This window comes from Pseudomonas sp. RtIB026, from assembly GCF_016861355.2.
GTDB lineage: Bacteria > Pseudomonadota > Gammaproteobacteria > Pseudomonadales > Pseudomonadaceae > Aquipseudomonas > Aquipseudomonas peradeniyensis.
The window spans coordinates 2,779,705-2,797,169 of record NZ_AP023348.2 but is presented as its reverse complement, the minus strand read 5'-3'; the positions used below and the strand labels follow the sequence as shown (position 1 = coordinate 2,797,169).

Sequence of the window (17,465 nt, the reverse complement as noted above, 5' to 3'; positions counted from 1 at the left end):
GAGCCGGCGATGCACAAGCATGGCGCACAGTTGATGGACGCCACGTCGGCGCGCTTCGCCCTCTGGGCGCCGGATGCGCGCAGCGTGAGCGTGGCGATCGGGCAGCGGCCGCCCCTGGCGCTGCGGCCCGACGGCGATGGCTGGTACACCGGTGTCGGCCCCTGCCAGGCGGGCGAGCACTACCACTATTGCATCGACGATGAGCTGCAGGTGCCCGACCCGGCGTCGCGCTATCAGCCCGAGGGCGTGCACGGCCCCAGCGCGCTGGTGGATGTCGGCGCTTATCCGTGGCGGCACCCGTGGCAGGGCCGGCCCTGGCACGAGGCGGTGATCCAGGAGCTGCACGTGGGCCTGCTCGGCGGCTACGACGGCGTGGCCAAGGTGCTGCCGCGCCTGGCCGAGCTGGGCATCAGCGCCATCGAGCTGATGCCCCTGGGGCAGTTCCCCGGCGCGCGCAACTGGGGCTACGACGGCGTGCTGCCGTTCGCCCCGCAGCACAGCTACGGCACGCCGCAGGCGCTGTGCGGCCTGGTCGACCAGGCCCACGGCCACGGCCTGATGGTGCTGGTGGACGTGGTCTACAACCACTTCGGCCCCGACGGCAATTACCTGCACCGCTACGCCAGCCCGTTTTTCCGCGAGGACCGGCAGACGCCCTGGGGCGCGGCCATCGATTTTCGCCGCGCCGAGGTGCGCGAGTATTTCATCCAGAACGCGCTGATGTGGCTGTGCGACTACCGCTGTGACGGCCTGCGCCTGGACGCGGTGCACGCCATCGACCAACCGGACTTTCTCGTTGAGCTGGCACAGCGGGTGCGCGCCGCCGTCGAGCCCGGGCGGCAGGTGTGGCTGGTGCTGGAAAACGAGCACAACCAGGCCGCGCTGCTGCAACAGGGCTTCGACGCGCAGTGGAACGACGACGGCCACAACGCCCTGCATGTGCTGCTGACCGGCGAGACCGAAGGCTACTACGCCGACTACAAGGAGCGGCCGATCGACCAGCTGGCCCGCTGCCTGGCCGAAGGCTTCGTGTTCCAGGGCCAGCCCGACCGCCACGGCACACCTCGGGGCGAGCCCAGCGGCCACTTGCCACCGAGCGCCTTCGTGCTGTTTTTGCAGAACCACGACCAGGTCGGCAACCGCGCCCTGGGCGAACGCCTTACCCGCCTCTGCCCGCCGCCGGCCCTGCGCGCTGCCACCGCGCTGTTGCTGCTGGCACCGATGATCCCGCTGCTGTTCATGGGTGACGACGACGGCAGCCGCGAGCCGTTCCTGTTCTTCACCGATTTTCATGATGAGCTGGCCGACGCCGTGCGTGAGGGACGGCGCGGCGAGTTCGCTCATTTCGACGCCTTTGCCGATCCGCACAAGCGCGAACAGATCCCCGACCCGAATGCCGAGGCGACCTTCGCCTCGTCCCGGCCCCGGCACCAGGACGTGCTGGCCGGCTGGCACGGCCTGTACCAGCAACTGCTCGACCTGCGCCGGCGCCATGTCATCGCGCACCTGCCCGGCACCCGCGCCCTCGGCGCCGAGGTGCTCGGCGACCAGGCGCTGACCGCCCGCTGGCGCCTGGGCAACGGCTGCGAGCTGCGCATCGACCTCAACCTCGCCGCCCAGCCCCAGCCGGTCGCGCTGCCCGCCCTGCAACGGCGCCTGTACGACAGCAGCGACAACGCCCACCCCGACTCGACCCTTGCCGCGCACAGCTGCGTGGTCAGCCTGCTGCCCCCCGACCAGGAGACGCCATGAGCGAACAGCCCCTCCATCGCCTGGCCGCGCGGGTCGGCCTGGCCCGCGACTGGATCGACGCCAACAACCGCCCGCAGCAGGTCAGCGACGAGGTATTGCGCCGGGTGCTCGCAGGCCTCGGCCACCCGGCCGACGATGCCGCCGCCATCGCCGCCAGCCTGCGCGCCGTCGAGCAGGCCGAGGACAGCGAACACCTGCCGCCGCTGCTGACCGTCGATGTCGGCCAGCCCCTGGACCTGCAACGCTATTTCAGCGCCGACCGCCAGGCGCACTGCACCCTGGAGGACGGCAGCCAGCGCAACCTGGCCCTGGACGCCCAGGCGCGCCTGCCGGGCGAGCTGCCGCTGGGCTACCACCGCGTGGACATCGATGGGCGCAGCTTCAGCGTGGCCGTGGCACCGCCGCGCTGCCATGCCCTGGAGGACCGCGTCGAGCAGCAACCGCCGCGCTGCTGGGGCATCGCGGCGCAGCTGTACAGCCTGCGCCGCCCAGGCGATGGCGGCTACGGCGACTGCCTGGCCCTGGAGCAACTGGCGCGCAACGCCGCCGAGCGCGGCGCCGATGCCCTGGCGATCAGCCCGATCCACACCCTGTCGGCATTCGACCAGCGCCACTTCAGCCCCTACTCGCCCTCCAGCCGGCTGCTGCGCAACGTGCTCTACGCCAGCCCCGGTGTCGTCTTTGGCGAGCGCGAGGTGCGCATGGCCATCGAGGCCTGCGACCTGCAGGCGACACTCGACACGCTGGAACAACAGGCCCTGGTGGACTGGCCACGGGCCGCCGACGCCCGCCTGCGCCTGCTCGAGACGCTCTACCGGCAGTTCAGCCAGGGCGAGCATCCGCTTCGCCAGGATTTCGACAGTTTCCGCGCCAGCGCCGGCGAGCAACTGGAGCACCATTGCCGCTTCGAAGTGCTGCAGGCCGAGGCGGTCAGTACCGGCCTGGGCGCCGACTGGCGCCGCTGGCCCAAGGCCTGGCACGATCCCTACCACCCCGAGGTCGAGGCCTTCGCCAACGCCTACCCGGCGCGGGTCGAGTTCCATGCCTTCTGCCAGTGGCTGACCGAGCGCAGCCTGCAACGGGCCCAGGACGCGGCGCGCGGCAACGGCATGGCGGTGGGCCTGATCGCCGACCTGGCGGTGGGGGCCGACGGCGCCGGCAGCCAGGCTTGGAGCCGCCAGGACGAACTGCTGGCCGAGCTCAAGGTCGGCGCACCGCCGGACATCCTCAACCGCTCCGGCCAGGACTGGGGCATCTGCGCCTTCTCCCCCGAGGGCCTCAAGCGCAACGGCTACCGCGCCTTCATCGAGATGCTGCGGGCCAACCTGGCCCATGCCGGCGGCCTGCGCATCGACCATGTGATGGGCCTGCGCCGGCTGTGGCTGATCCCCCGTGGAGCCACACCCAGCGAAGGCGCCTACCTGGACTATCCGCTGGACGACCTGCTGCGCCTGCTGGCGCTGGAATCGGCGCGGCACCAGGCGATCATCCTCGGCGAGGACCTGGGCACCGTGCCCGAGGGCCTGCGCGAACGCCTGGCCGACAAGGCCGTGCTGGGCATGCGCGTGCTGCCGTTCGAGCAGGCCGCGCCCGGGCAGTTCAAGCCGATCCTCGACTGGCCGGACAACGCCCTGGCCACCACCGGCACCCATGATCTGGCGCCCCTGGCCGGATGGCTGGTGGGTCGCGACATCGACTGGAACCATCGCCTGCAACTGATCGACGCCGCCACCGAACTGCACTGGCGCCACACCCGGGCCGTGGAGCGCGACGGCCTGCGCCGCACCCTGGAGCAGAACTACGGGCCACTGCGCGGCGACGACGCGCTGATCGACGCGGCGATCCGCTACATTGGCCATACCCGCGCGCCGCTGGTGCTGGTGCCGCTGGAGGACCTGCTGGGCTGCGACGAGCAGGCCAACCTACCCGGCACCACCGAAGGCCACCCCAACTGGCGCCGGCGCTTCCAGGCGCCGGTACGCGACCTGCTCGACGACGAGGACGCCGCCCGCCGCCTGGAGCTGCTGGCCCAGGCCCGCGAACAGGCCTGGGAGCGTGATCGATGAAACCGTTGACCGCCACCCTGCGCCTGCAGCTGCACAGCGACTTCACCCTGGATGACGCGGTGCCGCTGGTGCCCTACTTCGCCCGGCTAGGCGTCAGCCATCTGTACGCTTCGCCGATCCTCACCGCCCGCGCCGGCTCCCGGCATGGCTACGACGTGGTCGACCCGACCCGGGTCAACCCGGAGCTTGGCGGCGAAGCGGCGCTCGAACGTCTGGTGGCCGCCCTGCGCCAGCACGGCATGGGGCTGATCCTCGACACCGTGTCCAACCACATGGCCGTGGGCGGCGCCGACAATCCCTGGTGGCAGAGCCTGCTGGCCTGGGGCCGGCGCAGCCCCTATGCGGAATTCTTCGATATCCAGTGGCATTCCAGTGATCCGTTGCTGGCCGGGCAGCTGTTGCTGCCGTTCCTTGGCAGCGACTACGGCGCGGCTCTGAAGAGCGGCGAAATCCCACTGACCTTCGACGCGCCACAGGGGCGTTTCGAGGTGACCCACCATGAACATCGCTTCCCGATCTGCCCGCTGGACTACGGGCGGATCCTTGGTCAGGCCGAGGATCCGCGCCTGCAGGCACTGGCCGCGCACTTCAGTGCCCTCGGCGAGTCCGGCGACCCGCTGGCCGAGGCCCTGCCCCTGCACCGCGAACTGACCCGCCTGAGCGCTGCCGGCGCGAACCTGCAACCTGCCCTCGACGCCTTCGACAGCCGCACCGAGGCCGGCTTCAAGCGCCTTCACCTGCTGCTGGAACGCCAGACCTACCGCCTGGCCAGCTGGCGCACCGCCGCCGACGACATCAACTGGCGGCGCTTCTTCGACATCAACGAACTCGGCGGCCTGCGCGTGGAGCGCGCGGTGGTGTTCGAGGCCACCCATGCCAAGCTGTTCGAGCTGATCGAACGCGGCCTGGTGGACGGCCTGCGCATCGACCATATCGACGGCCTGGCCGACCCGCGCCGCTACTGCCGCAACCTGCGCCGCCGGGTCGACCGCTTGCTGGCGCGACGGCCACTGGATGCCGCGCTGGCACACTTCCCGATCTATGTGGAGAAGATCCTCGGCGCCGACGAACACCTGCACCGTGACTGGCTCACCGACGGCACCACCGGCTACGAGTTCATGAACCAGGTGTCGCTGCTGCAGCACGATCCCGCTGGCGAGGGGCCGCTGGGCGAGCTGTGGAGCGCCGTCAGCGAGCGACCTGAATTCACCGAGGAGGTGCGCAGCGCCCGCCACCTGGTGCTCAACGCCAGCCTGGCCGGCGACTGCGAGTCGGTGGCCCAGGCCCTGCTGCAGGTGGCCCGCGACGACCTGATGACCCGCGACCTCACCCTCGGCGCCATTCGCCGGGCGCTGCAGGCGCTGGTCGAGCACTACCCGGTGTATCGCACCTATATCAACGCCTGTGGCCGCCCCGCCGAGGACGAGGCGTTCTTCCAGCAGGCGCTGGCCGGGGCGCGCCAGTCGCTGGGCGAAGCCGACTGGCCGCTGCTCGAGCAGCTCGAGCGCTGGCTCGGTGGTCAACCGTGGCGCCGCCTGCCGCCGGGCCGACCGCGCAAGCACCTGCGCCATGCCTGCGTGCGCTTCCAGCAACTGACCGCGCCCAGCGCCGCCAAGGCCGTCGAGGACACCGCGTTCTATCGCTCGGCCCGCCTGCTGTCGCGCAACGACGTGGGCTTCGACGCCGAGCGTTTCAGCGCCGCGCCGACCTGGTTCCACAACGAAGCCCAGCGCCGCCTGCGCGATTTTCCCGACAACCTGCTGGCCACCGCCACCCACGATCACAAGCGCGGCGAGGACTGCCGGGCGCGCCTGGCCGTGCTCAGCGAACACGGCCCCTGGCTGGCCAGCCGTGTCGAGCACTGGCGCGAACTGGCCGCGCCGCTGCGCGAGGCACTGGACGATGGCGAGGCCCCCAGCCCCAGCGACGAACTGCTGCTGTTGCAGACCCTGCTCGGCAGCTGGCCGCTGACCCTCGACCTGCAGGATCCGGCGGCCCTGCGCGCCTATGCCGAACGCATCCGCCAATGGCAGCGCAAGGCCCTGCGCGAAGCCAAGCTGCGCAGCAGCTGGGCCGCGCCGAACGAACGCTACGAGCAGGCCTGCGCAGCCTATGTCGACGGCCTGCTGCTGGACGACGAGAACCAGCAACTGCGCCAGTCCCTGCACGAAGCGGCGCGCCGCCTGGCCTGCCCCGGCGCCCTGAACGGCCTGGCGCAATGCCTGCTGCGCATGACCACGCCCGGCGTGCCGGACCTGTACCAGGGCAACGAGTACTGGGACCTGTCGCTGGTCGACCCGGACAACCGCCGCCCGGTGGACTACCCTGCAAGACGCGCCAGCCTGGACGATGCCACGCCCCTGGCCGAGCTGCTCGCCCACTGGCGCGACGGCCGCCTCAAGCAAGCCCTGGTGGCCCGGGTGCTGGACGCCCGCCAGGCCCACCCCGAACTGTTCCAGCGTGGCGCCTACCTGCCGCTTGCCGTGCGCGGGCGCCATGCCGACAAGGTGCTGGCCTTCGCCCGCCTGAGCGAGGACGCCCGCGCCATCATCGTCGTACCGCGGCTGGCCAGCACCCTGCTGGGCCCGGCCGCCACCCCGTTGATCCCGGCACAGAACTGGGACGATACCCGGCTTGTCCTGCCGTTTGCCTTGTCGCCTGCCAACTGCTCGGGACTTTTCGGCGGCGGTGCTGTCACCCCTTCAAGGGAGCTGATGTTGAGCGCCGTGCTGATGGAGTTTCCAGTCAACCTGTTGATTGAACATGCCTAACTGCATTCAGGAGCGTCGAGATGAGTGTCGAAGAAAAGCGTATTCGCGAGTTTGCGTATCAGATCTGGGAGTCGGAGGGTAAGCCGGCGGGCCAGGAGGACCGTCATTGGCAGATGGCGCGCAAGCTGGCCGAGGCCGAGGCATTGGCGCCAAAGGCCGCGCCTCGCAAGAAGGCGGCGGCCAAGCCGAAGGTAGCGGCGCCGGTGGAGAAACCGGTGGCAGCCAAGAAACCGCGGGCGGTGAAAAAGCCCGCTGCCGGCTGATTACTCCACTGGCCTCTTCGCGGGTAAACCCGCTCCCACAGGGGAGTTGCATGCACCTGTGGGAGCGGGTTTACCCGCGAAGAGGCCCGCATTGACACCCAGGCAACGCCCCGGACCATGAGGACCGCCATGAGCCCCCGCACCCCGAAGAAGACCCGCTCCGTCGCCCCGTCGCGCATCCGCGAAGGCCTGCCCTTTCCGCTCGGCGCCACCTGGGACGGCCTGGGGGTCAACTTCGCGCTGTTCTCGGCCAACGCCACCAAGGTCGAGCTGTGCCTGTTCGATCCCAGCGGCGAGGAGGAAATCGAGCGCATCGAGCTGCCCGAGTACACCGACGAGATCTACCACGGCTACCTGCCCGACGCCCACCCGGGCCTGGTCTACGGCTACCGTGTGCACGGCCCCTACGAGCCCGAGAACGGCCACCGTTTCAACCCCAACAAACTGCTGATCGACCCCTACGCCAAGCAGCTGGTCGGCACGCTGCAATGGTCCGAGGCGCTGTTCGGCTATACCATCGGCCACCCCGACGCCGACCTGTCGTTCGACGAGCGCGACAGCGCGCCGTTCGTGCCCAAGTGCAAGGTCATCGACCCGGCTTTCACCTGGGGCCGCGACCAGCGCGTGTCGATCCCCTGGGAGCGCACGATCATCTACGAGGCTCACACCCGCGGCATCAGCATGCGCCATCCGGCGGTGCCTGAGCACCTGCGCGGCACCTTCGCGGGGCTTGCCAACGACGAGCTGCTGGCGCATATCAAGGAACTCGGCGTGTCGAGCATCGAACTGCTGCCGATCCACGCCTTCGTCAACGACCAGCACCTGCTGGACAAGGGCCTGAACAACTACTGGGGCTACAACAGCATCGCCTTCTTCGCGCCCCATCCGCGCTACCTGGCCAGCGGCAAGATCGCCGAGTTCAAGGAAATGGTCGCGCACCTGCACGACGCCGGGCTCGAGGTGATCCTCGACGTGGTCTACAACCACACCGCCGAGGGCAACGAACGCGGCCCGACCCTGTCGATGCGCGGCATCGACAACGCCTCGTACTACCGCCTGATGCCCGACGACCGGCGTTTCTACATCAATGATTCGGGCACCGGCAACACCCTCGACCTGAGCCACCCCCGGGTGCTGCAACTGGTCACCGATTCGCTGCGCTACTGGGCCGGCGAGATGCACGTGGACGGCTTTCGCTTCGACCTGGCGACCATTCTCGGCCGCTATCACGACGGCTACAGCGAGCGTCACGGTTTTCTCGTCGCCTGCCGCCAGGACCCGATGCTCAGCCAGACCAAGCTGATCGCCGAACCTTGGGACTGCGGCCCGGGCGGCTACCAGGTGGGCAACTTCGCCCCCGGCTGGGCCGAGTGGAACGATCGCTTCCGCGACACCGTGCGCAGCTTCTGGAAGGGCGACGAAGGCATGCTCGCCGACTTCGCCTCGCGCATCACCGCCTCGGGCGACCTGTTCAACAACCGTGGCCGGCGCCCCTATGCCTCAGTCAACTTCGTCACCGCCCATGACGGTTTCACCCTGCGCGACCTGGTGTCGTACAACGACAAGCACAACGAGGACAACGACGAGAACAACCAGGACGGCACCAACAACAACCTGTCGTGGAACTGCGGCGTCGAAGGCCCCACCGACGACCCGGCGATCAATGCCCTGCGCATGCGCCAGATGCGCAACTACTTCGCCACCTTGCTGCTGGCCCAGGGCACGCCGATGATCGTCGCCGGCGACGAGTTCAGCCGCACCCAGCACGGCAACAACAACGCCTACTGCCAGGACAGCGAGATCGGCTGGGTGAACTGGGACCTGGATGAGGATGGCAAGGCGCTGATGGCCTTCGTCAGGCGCCTGACCCGCCTGCGCCTGGCCTACCCGATCCTGCGCCGCTCGCGCTTTCTGGTCGGCGACTACAACGAGGCGATCGGGGTCAAGGACGTCACCTGGCTGGCCCCGGACGCCAGCGAGATGACCGTCGAGCAGTGGGAGGACCCGCACGGGCGCTGCCTGGGCATGCTGATGGACGGCCGCGCCCAGGTCAGCGGCATCGCCCGGCCGGGCGCCGAGGCGACCATGCTGCTGATCGTCAACGCCTACCACGACGTAGTGCCGTTCACCCTGCCGGCGGTGCCGGAGGGCGACTACTGGAGCTGCCTGGTGGACACCGACCGGCCCGAGCTGCGCAAACCGCAGCACCTGGCGTTCGACACGGTGTTCGAGGTCAAGGGACGGTCGTTGCTGTTGCTGGTGCTGCAGCGGGAGGAGGAGTGAACCTGCAATGGGCCTTTTCGGTCCTACACTCATGACTTTCAAGGTTTTTGCGATTTTTGGGGATGACCAGTCCAGTTCAGGATTGCCGGGGCTGCTTTGCAGCCCTTTCCGGCCGGTCCGACGCCTCGGCGAGGCCGCTCCTACAGGCGACCGCGTACCCTGTAGGAGCGGCCTTGTGCCGCGAAAGGGTCGCAAAGCGACCCCGGCAAGTCCAAGCCGGACGCCAATTATCAACACTTGAAAGGGCTGGGACCCACAAAGCCCGCTCCCACAACGTGACTTACCAGCAGGAGCCGTCGTGAGCAGTCCAGGTTTCGCCAACGTCAACCAGGCCCCGGCCGTGCATCGGGTCAAGGTGCTGACGGTCAACACCCACAAGGGCTTCACCGCCTTCAACCGGCGCTTCATCCTGCCGGAGCTGCGCGAGGCGGTGCGCAGCACCGAGGCCGACATCGTGTTCCTCCAGGAAGTGCTCGGCAGTCACGACCGCCATGCCGCGCGCTACCCCGGCTGGCCACGGACCTCGCAGTACGAATTCCTCGCCGACAGCATGTGGAGCGACTTCGCCTACGGCCGCAACGCGGTCTACCCCGACGGCCACCACGGCAACGCGCTGCTGTCCAAGTACCCGATCATCGAGCACCGCAACCTCGACGTGTCGATCACTGGCCCCGAGCGCCGCGGCCTGCTGCACTGCGTGCTGGACCTGCCCGGGCAGCGCCAGGTGCATGCCATCTGCGTGCACCTGTCGTTGCTCGAGCGCCACCGCCAGCAACAGCTGCACCTGCTGCGCCGGCTGCTCGACGCCCTGCCCGCCGACGCCCCGGTGATCATCGCCGGCGACTTCAACGACTGGCAGCTGCGCGGTAACCACACCCTGGGGCTGCAGCACGGTCTGCACGAGGCCTTCGAGCGCCATCACGGCCTGTTGGCCCGCACCTACCCCGCGCGCCTGCCGCTGCTGCGCCTGGACCGCATCTACCTGCGCAACGCCGATAGCCACGCACCGAGAATCCTTGGCAACAAGCCCTGGACCCACCTCTCCGACCATCTGCCGCTGGCGGTAGAAGTGCGGTTGTAGCAACGATTCGGCATAGCCGCAGGGCGGCAAATCACCATTATCGATATGCGTCTTTCAAATTTTCGAAAATTCAACAGGTTGAACAGTCAAACAGGCATTTTGCGATCCTTTCACGCTTTCTTGACGCAAGCGCCGTCCTCTCCTTAGCTGAACAGTAATCACCAGACGTAAAAACTCGTGCCGGGCCTCTAGCGCGCGCCCTCGTGCGCTCTGCAGAAGGCTGGTGCGCTGGTACCTGTCGCCCCCTGTTCTTGTCGTACAGCTCGTGACATCAGGCCAGGTCTTGGGCTGTTCACTCATACATCAACAGGAGATCCGCCATGAAAAGCACCTCGAATCCCTCGCGCTTCGACGCTTTTTTCTGTGCGGTTTCCACGTCGCTGCTCTTGGCAACCCCGGTGGAAACCTTCGCCTTCGAATCGCAGGAGGGCGAACCCTTCGCCCCCGTCCTGGCGCAGCCCGAGGTGCCGCGATTGTCGCTCGATCCGGTCAGCGTCAGCGGCCTCAACCAGGGCCTGCTCAGCGCCTTCTCCGAGCGCATGGGTGAACGTCATGGCCAGCCCGACAGCGACCATATCGCCAGCCAGTGGGCGCAGTTCTTCCCCGGCGCGCCGCGCCCGGGCGCCCAGCCGCCGGCGCAGGTGGAGGCGCCCAGCCAGCAGATGATGATCGGACCGGACTTGTTCGTGCGTGAAACCAGTGGCGGCAACGTGCACCGCGCGGGGATCTTCGTCGGCCACAACAACCTGCAGAGCACCTTCAACGGCATGCGCCCGCTGCTGGGCGACAAGCAGCGCGACGCGGTCAACCTCAGCGGCGAGAGCCTGGGCGTGTACTGGAGCATGACCCACGAGCAGGGCTGGCACGTGGACGCCGTGGCCATGGGCACGCGCATCGACGTCAATGGCCGCTCCCAGGCCGGCCAGCGGCTCGACGACAGCGGCCACGCGATGACCTTCTCGGTGGAAGGCGGCTACCCCATCGGCCTGGGCGCCGGCTGGGTGATCGAGCCCCAGGCGCAGTTGATCAACCAGCAGTTCTTCCCCGGTAGCCAGGTGCAGGAGGAAACCCTGCAGGCCTTCGACAGCCAGCCCAGCTGGAGCGGCCGGGTCGGTGCCAAGCTGTCGGCGCGCTACGAAGTGCGCGGCATGCCCATCGAACCCTATGTGCGCACCAACGTCTGGTACGACTTCAGCAACGCCGCCCCGGTGAAGCTGGACCAGGTCGACAAGATCTCCAGCTCGCGCAGCGCCGCCACGGTGGAACTGGGCTTGGGCCTGGTGGCGCGGGTGACGCCGAACGTGGCGCTGTTCGTCAGTGCCGACTACAGCTCCGATGTGGATGACAATGACCTGAACGGGTTGATTGGCAGCCTTGGGGTCAGGATGCGTTGGTAGACGACCACCGCACTCCTGTAGGAGCGGCCTTGTGTCGCGAAAGGGCCGCAAAGCGGCCCCAGGATTTCAGCGTTGATGCATCAATCGCCGGGGCTGCTTTGCAGCCCTTTCGCGGCACAAGGCCGCTCCTACAGGGAGAGAGGAAACCATCAGGCCGGCTTCATCACCAACACCCCCAACGGCGGCAGGTTCAGCGCCAGCGACAATGGCTGGCCATGGCTGGCGATCGCTTCGCTGGCTACCGCCCCCAGATTCCCCACATTCGACCCGGCATACAGCTCGGCATCGCTATTGAGCAATTCTTGCCAGTGCTCGCCAAACGGCACGCCAATGCGGTAACCCTCCCGCGGCACCGGAGTGAAGTTGGCCACCACCAGCAGTGGCTCGCCCTGACTGCTCCAGCGCAACCAGGCGTACACGCTGTTATGCGCGTCGTCGCCAATCAGCCACTGGAAGCCCTGGGCCTGGCAGTCCTGCTCGTGCAGCGCCGGCAGTTCGCGGTACAGACGGTTGAGGTCGGCCACCAGTTTCTGCACGCCCTGGTGCTCGGAGTACTGCAGCAGGTACCAGTCCAGTTGCTGGTCATGGTTCCACTCGCGCCACTGGCCGAACTCGCAGCCCATGAACAGCAGCTTCTTGCCCGGGTGGGTCCACATGAACGCCAGGTACGCCCGCAGGTTGGCGAACTTCTGCCAGCGATCGCCGGGCATCTTGTCGATCAGCGAATGCTTGCCGTGGACCACTTCGTCGTGGGAGATCGGCAGGATGAAATGCTCGGAATAGGCGTAGATCAGCCCGAAGCTCATCTCGTTGTGGTGGTAGGTGCGGTGCACCGGGTCGTTCTGGATGTAGTGCAGGGTGTCGTGCATCCAGCCCATGTTCCACTTGTAGGCGAAGCCCAGCCCGCCCTGCTGCACCGGCTGGCTGACGCCGGGCCAGGCGGTGGACTCCTCGGCAATGATCAGCGCGCCCGGCGCTTCGTGGGCGGCGACGCCGTTGAGGTGACGGATGAAATCGATGGCCTCGAGGTTTTCGCGCCCGCCGTGGCGGTTGGGCACCCATTCGCCGGCCTTGCGCGAGTAGTCGCGGTAGAGCATCGAGGCCACCGCGTCCACGCGCAGGCCGTCAATGTGGAAGTGCTTGAGCCAGTGCAGCGCCGAGGCCAGCATGAAGCCGCGCACCTCGTTGCGACCGAGGTTGTAGATCAGCGTGTTCCAGTCCTGGTGGAAGCCTTCCAGCGGGTTGTCGTACTCGTACAGCGCGGTGCCGTCGAAGCGCGCCAGGCCATGCTCGTCGGTGGGGAAATGCGCCGGCACCCAGTCGAGGAGCACGCCGATGCCGCCCTGGTGGCAGGCATCGACGAAGAAGGCGAAGTCCTCGGCGCTGCCATAGCGCGAGGTCGGCGCGAACAGCGACAGCGGCTGGTAGCCCCAGGAGCCGCCGAAGGGGTGTTCCATGATCGGCATCAGTTCGATATGGGTGAAGCCCAGCTCCTGCACGTAGGGCACCAGGCGCTCGGCCAGCTCGCGCCAGTTGTAGAAGCGCGCGACTTCGCCGGCATCGTCCAGCTCGCAGCGCCAGGAGCCGACGTGCAGTTCGTAGATCGACAGCGGCGCGCTGTAGGCATGCCGTTGGGCGCGCTGCTCCATCCACTGGCCATCGCGCCAGTCGTGGGCCAGGGCACCGGCCACCTTCGAGGCGGTGCTCGGCGGCAGTTCGGTGGCACGGGCCAGGGGGTCGGCCTTGAGTGGCAGCACGCCGTCCGCGCCCAGTACTTCGAACTTGTAGGTTTCGCCCACGCCGAGCCTGGGCACGAACAGCTCCCACACCCCGGCACCGTGGCGCAGGCGCATGGGGTGACGGCGGCCGTCCCAGTTGTTGAAGTCGCCGACCACCGACACTCTCCGGGCATTGGGTGCCCAGACCGAGAAGCACACGCCCGCGACGCCTTCGACAACGGTGGGCTGGGCGCCGAAGCGCCCGGCCAGGTCGCGGTGGTTGCCTTCGGCGAACAGATGCATGTCCATGTCGCCCAGTTGCGGGCCGAAGCTGTAGGGGTCCTCGGTCACCTGCTCGCCGCCGGCCCAGCCGATCTGCAGCAGGTAGGCCTGTGCCTCATCGAGGTGCGCGGTGAACAGCCCCGGCACGCTGCCCTGCACCATTTCGGCAAGCACTTGCCCATCCTGGCGCGTCAGCAGTCGTGCATTCAGGGCATTAGGCAGGAAAGCGCGGACGAACAGGCCGCCCGCACCGTCGCCATGGGGACCCAGCACGGCAAATGGGTCGGCGTGCTCGGCGCGGACCAGGGCGTCGAGGTCCCGTTGCCGAAGGCCGCCGTTGTCACGCGTGGTTGCATTCATCTCACTGCCCCTTATCAAATTATTCAATGCTGCCCATCCGGGCCCCTGTGGGAGCGGGCTTGCCCGCGAAGCAGGCGCCTTGGTACATGGCACCGGGTTTGCCGGTGTTCGCGGGCAAGCCCGCTCCCACAGAGATTCGTGTTCAACCTGGAATGGCTCACCCCTCCCCCCAGGTACTGATCAGTCCATGCAGACCATGCAAAGGCACGGCCAGCCAGCTTGGCCGGTTTTCGGCTTCATAGGTGATTTCGTAGGCGGCCTTCTCCAGGCAGAACAGCTCCAGCGCGGCGCGCTCGCCCTCGGCATGCTGCCAGGCGTGGGGCATGGCGGCGGTGGCCAGCCCGTAGGCTTCGACGAAGGCGTGACGCGACTGGTGCAGGTACTGCCGGGCGACCCGCTGCCGGGCTTGACGCGCCGCGTCGGACAGGTCGACCGCCGAGGCGCTGCGCAGGATCATCGCAGCAGCATAGTCGAAGGAACGCAGCACGCCGCTGACATCCTTGTACGGGCTGTGTTTCGCCCGGCGCTCGTCCAGCGGGCGCGCCGGCTCGCCCTCGAAATCGATCAGGTAGGCGTCGCCCTGCACCACCAGCACCTGGCCCAGGTGCAGGTCGCCGTGCACGCGCATCAGCAGGCCGCCCCGGGCCTGCCGGGCGAGGTTGTCGACGTGCTGCTGCAGGCCTTCACGCTGTTGCTGCAGGTCGTCGACCAGGGCCTGGCTGTCGCGGTCCAGGGTGTCGCGGTGCTGGGCCAGCAGGTCGAGGGCACGGGTCAGGTCGGCGCTGATCTGCCGGCTCCAGCGCTCGCTGTCCTGGGCATCGCTCGGACGAGACTGGAACGCCTTGTCGTCGCTCGGCGCGGCCAGCAGCAGATGCATCTCGCCCAGGCGTTGGCCGAGCAAGGCGGCGAAGCCGGTCAGCTCGGCCAGGGCATCGGTATGCGCCTCCTGTTCGACGCTACCCGGTTCCATCTGGTCGCGAATCGCCCGTTCCAGGGTGTTCTGCGTCCAATCCCAGGCATCGCCCTGGTTGCTCAGGTAGCCCTGGGCGATCATCAGCAGATGGGGCTGGCCACTGTCATCGACACGGCTGACCCAGGCCAGCAGGGGCGAGATATTGGCAAAGCCCGCAGCGGTCAGGTAGGCGCTCATCTCAAGCTCCGGATGCACCCCCGGGTTCACCCGGCGGATCAGCTTGAGCACCAGGCTGCCGCCGACCACCACCGAGCTGTTGGACTGCTCGGCGCCCAGGTAGCGCACCTCGCTCTGCTCATCGAGCAGCAGCGCGGCCAATGCCTCGGTGCGATGGAAATGCAGCTCGCCCACCCCGTCGCCGCAGGGCAGGCGCAGGCCCTCCTGGCAGCCCTTGAGCACGGCGCGAATGAACGGTTCGAGCACGAAGGCGTCGGTGATCAGCCCCACCTGGCGGCCACGGCGCACCCGCGACAGCGCCAGTTGCTGAGGCAGCGCCGCGTTGATCTGCTCCTCCGGCAGCAGGCCGAAGGGCAACTGGTAGTGAGTGACGACGCCCTCGCTGTACACCTCCAGCTCGGCGAGCAGCACCGGCAGCGCCGTGGTGGCGAAGCGCACGCCATAGCTCAGGCGTACCTGGTCAATGGGCCCTTCCTTGCCGGCAAACCAGCGGCGCTTGGGCAGGTATTGCGGCAGGATGGATGCCTGCAAGGTCTCGCGCGATGGTGACTCGAGCAGCTCCTCCATGCGCTTGCGTAGCACCAGGGTGGTCAGCTCGGGCAGACCCTCGGCAGGCTGGACATGCCAGCTCGGCATGCGGTCGTGGCTGGCCAGCAGGAACCAGTAGAAACCATAGGGCGGCAGGGTCAGCAGGAACGGCAGCTGGCCGATGGGCGGGAAGGCGCTGCCGCCGAGCATTTCCACCGGCACCTTGCCGGCGTACTGCGACAACTCCAGTTCCGCCGCCTGGGCCGCCCGCGAGACATTGGCCACGCACAGCACAATCTCGCTGTTGCCGTCGGCATCGGTGTATTCGCGGATATAGGCGAGAATCCGTCGATTGCTCGGCGTCAGCATCTTCATGCTGCCCCGGCCAAAGGCTTTCTGCTGGCTGCGCACCGCCAGCAGGCGGCGGTTCCAGTTGAGCAATGAATGCGGGTCGTGGGCCTGGGCCTCGACGTTGATGGTCTGGTAGCCGTACAACGGGTCCATGATCGGCGGCAGCACCAGGCGTTGCGGATCGGCCCGGGAGAAACCGCCGTTGCGGTCCGGCGACCATTGCATGGGCGTGCGCACGCCGTCGCGATCGCCCAGGTAGATGTTGTCGCCCATGCCCAGCTCGTCGCCGTAGTACAGGGTCGGGGTGCCGGGCATCGACAGCAGCAGGCTGGTCAGCAGTTCGATGCGCCGCCGGTCGCGCTGCAGCAGCGGCGCCAGGCGCCGGCGGATGCCGAGGTTGATGCGTGCGCGGCGGTCCTCGGCGTAGTAGTTCCACAGGTAGTCGCGCTCGCGGTCGGTGACCATCTCCAGGGTCAGTTCATCGTGGTTGCGCAGGAAGATCGCCCATTGGCAATTGGTCGGGATCTCCGGGGTCTGGCGCAGGATATCGGTGATCGGGAAGCGGTCCTCCATGGCCAGGGCCATGTACATGCGCGGCATCAGCGGGAAGTGGAAGGCCATGTGGCACTCGTCGCCGTCGCCCTCGCCGAAGTACGGGCGGGTGTCCTCCGGCCACTGGTTGGCCTCGGCCAGCAGCATGCGGTCGGGGTAGTTGGCGTCGATCTCGGCGCGGATGGCCTTGAGCACGGTGTGGGTTTCGGGGAGGTTCTCGTTGTTGGTGCCGTCGCGCTCGATCAGGTACGGGATGGCATCCAGGCGCAGGCCGTCGACGCCGATGTCGAGCCAATAGCGCATCACGCCGATCACCGCTTTCAACACCTGTGGGTTGTCGAAGTTCAGGTCCGGCTGGTGCGAGTAGAAGCGGTGCCAGAAATACTGGCCGGCGACCGGGTCCCAGGTCCAGTTGGACTTCTCGGTGTCGAGGAAGATGATCCGTGTGCCGTCGTACTTTTGCTCGTCGTCGGACCACACGTAGAAGTCCCGGGCCTTGCTGCCGCGCCTGGCGTGGCGGGCGCGCTGGAACCAGGGGTGCTGGTCGGAGGTGTGGTTGATGACAAGCTCCGTGATCACCCGCAGGCCGCGCTTGTGGGCCTCGGCGATGAAGCGCCTGGCATCGGCGAGGCTGCCGTAGTCCGGGTGCACGGCCTTGTACTCGGCGATGTCGTAGCCGTCGTCGCGCCGGGGCGAGGGGTAGAACGGCAGCAGCCAGAGGGTGTTGACGCCAAGTTCGGCGATGTAGTCGAGCTTGCCGATAAGCCCTGCGAAATCGCCGATGCCGTCGTTGTTGGAATCGAAGAACGATTTCACGTGCAACTGGTAGATCACCGCGTCCTTGTACCACAGCGGATCGTCGATGAAGGCTGCCGGGCGGGAACGCTTGGCCATGTGCGACTCCTTTCATT

9 protein-coding genes are annotated in these 17,465 nt (G+C 67.8%); 7 read left to right on the top strand and 2 right to left on the bottom strand.

The annotated features are described in order from the left end of the window. Positions 1-9 precede the first annotated feature (9 nt). The 7 genes from treZ to PRtIB026_RS12635 all read left to right on the top strand — a co-directional run bounded on the left by treZ (position 10) and on the right by PRtIB026_RS12635 (position 11,613). Positions 10-1,752 carry a malto-oligosyltrehalose trehalohydrolase gene (treZ, locus tag PRtIB026_RS12665; protein ID WP_203647327.1) on the top strand — a complete coding sequence of 581 codons (1,743 nt, stop codon included), beginning with the start codon at positions 10-12 and terminating at the stop codon, positions 1,750-1,752. After that, positions 1,749-3,818: a 4-alpha-glucanotransferase gene (gene malQ / locus PRtIB026_RS12660; RefSeq protein WP_203647328.1), complete on the top strand. Its 2,070-nt coding sequence runs from the start codon at positions 1,749-1,751 to the stop codon at positions 3,816-3,818. The genes treZ and malQ overlap by 4 nt, the downstream gene beginning before the upstream one ends. Then, complete coding sequence (locus PRtIB026_RS12655) at positions 3,815-6,589, top strand: malto-oligosyltrehalose synthase (RefSeq protein WP_203647329.1); 2,775 nt, start codon at positions 3,815-3,817, stop codon at positions 6,587-6,589. Before malQ ends, PRtIB026_RS12655 begins: the two co-directional genes overlap by 4 nt. A gap of 20 nt (positions 6,590-6,609) precedes the next feature. Continuing rightward, positions 6,610-6,852, top strand: coding sequence for a DUF2934 domain-containing protein (locus PRtIB026_RS12650; RefSeq protein WP_203647330.1), 243 nt, complete (start codon positions 6,610-6,612; stop codon positions 6,850-6,852). 129 nt (positions 6,853-6,981) lie between these two features. Continuing rightward, the gene (gene glgX / locus PRtIB026_RS12645) at positions 6,982-9,135 is read left to right on the top strand and encodes a glycogen debranching protein GlgX (RefSeq protein WP_203647331.1); all 2,154 of its coding nucleotides are present in this window, start codon (positions 6,982-6,984) and stop codon (positions 9,133-9,135) included. A gap of 298 nt (positions 9,136-9,433) precedes the next feature. Next, positions 9,434-10,216, top strand: a complete 783-nt coding sequence (locus PRtIB026_RS12640; protein WP_203647332.1) for an endonuclease/exonuclease/phosphatase family protein — start codon at positions 9,434-9,436, stop codon at positions 10,214-10,216. A 320-nt stretch (positions 10,217-10,536) separates the two neighbouring features. After that, positions 10,537-11,613 (top strand): autotransporter outer membrane beta-barrel domain-containing protein, encoded by a 1,077-nt coding sequence (locus PRtIB026_RS12635; RefSeq protein ID WP_267813865.1) that lies wholly within the window; start codon positions 10,537-10,539, stop codon positions 11,611-11,613. 149 nt (positions 11,614-11,762) lie between these two features. On the opposite strand, the gene glgB is transcribed toward PRtIB026_RS12635, so the two are convergent. After that, positions 11,763-13,973, bottom strand: a complete 2,211-nt coding sequence (gene glgB, locus PRtIB026_RS12630; protein WP_203647334.1) for a 1,4-alpha-glucan branching protein GlgB — start codon at positions 13,971-13,973, stop codon at positions 11,763-11,765. 157 nt (positions 13,974-14,130) lie between these two features. After that, the gene (treS, locus tag PRtIB026_RS12625; RefSeq protein WP_203647335.1) at positions 14,131-17,448 is read right to left on the bottom strand and encodes a maltose alpha-D-glucosyltransferase; all 3,318 of its coding nucleotides are present in this window, start codon (positions 17,446-17,448) and stop codon (positions 14,131-14,133) included. Positions 17,449-17,465: the final 17 nt, after the last annotated feature.

Excerpts from the sequence above, each read along its gene's own strand:
- PRtIB026_RS12650 (WP_203647330.1), top strand. The coding sequence starts at position 6,610 with ATGAGTGTCGAAGAAAAGCGTATTCGCGAGTTTGCGTATCAGATCTGG.
- treS (WP_203647335.1), bottom strand. The coding sequence starts at position 17,448 with ATGGCCAAGCGTTCCCGCCCGGCAGCCTTCATCGACGATCCGCTGTGG.
- glgB (WP_203647334.1), bottom strand. The coding sequence starts at position 13,973 with ATGAATGCAACCACGCGTGACAACGGCGGCCTTCGGCAACGGGACCTC.
- glgX (WP_203647331.1), top strand. The coding sequence starts at position 6,982 with ATGAGCCCCCGCACCCCGAAGAAGACCCGCTCCGTCGCCCCGTCGCGC.
- treZ (WP_203647327.1), top strand. The coding sequence starts at position 10 with ATGCACAAGCATGGCGCACAGTTGATGGACGCCACGTCGGCGCGCTTC.
- malQ (WP_203647328.1), top strand. The coding sequence starts at position 1,749 with ATGAGCGAACAGCCCCTCCATCGCCTGGCCGCGCGGGTCGGCCTGGCC.
- PRtIB026_RS12655 (WP_203647329.1), top strand. The coding sequence starts at position 3,815 with ATGAAACCGTTGACCGCCACCCTGCGCCTGCAGCTGCACAGCGACTTC.
- PRtIB026_RS12635 (WP_267813865.1), top strand. The coding sequence starts at position 10,537 with ATGAAAAGCACCTCGAATCCCTCGCGCTTCGACGCTTTTTTCTGTGCG.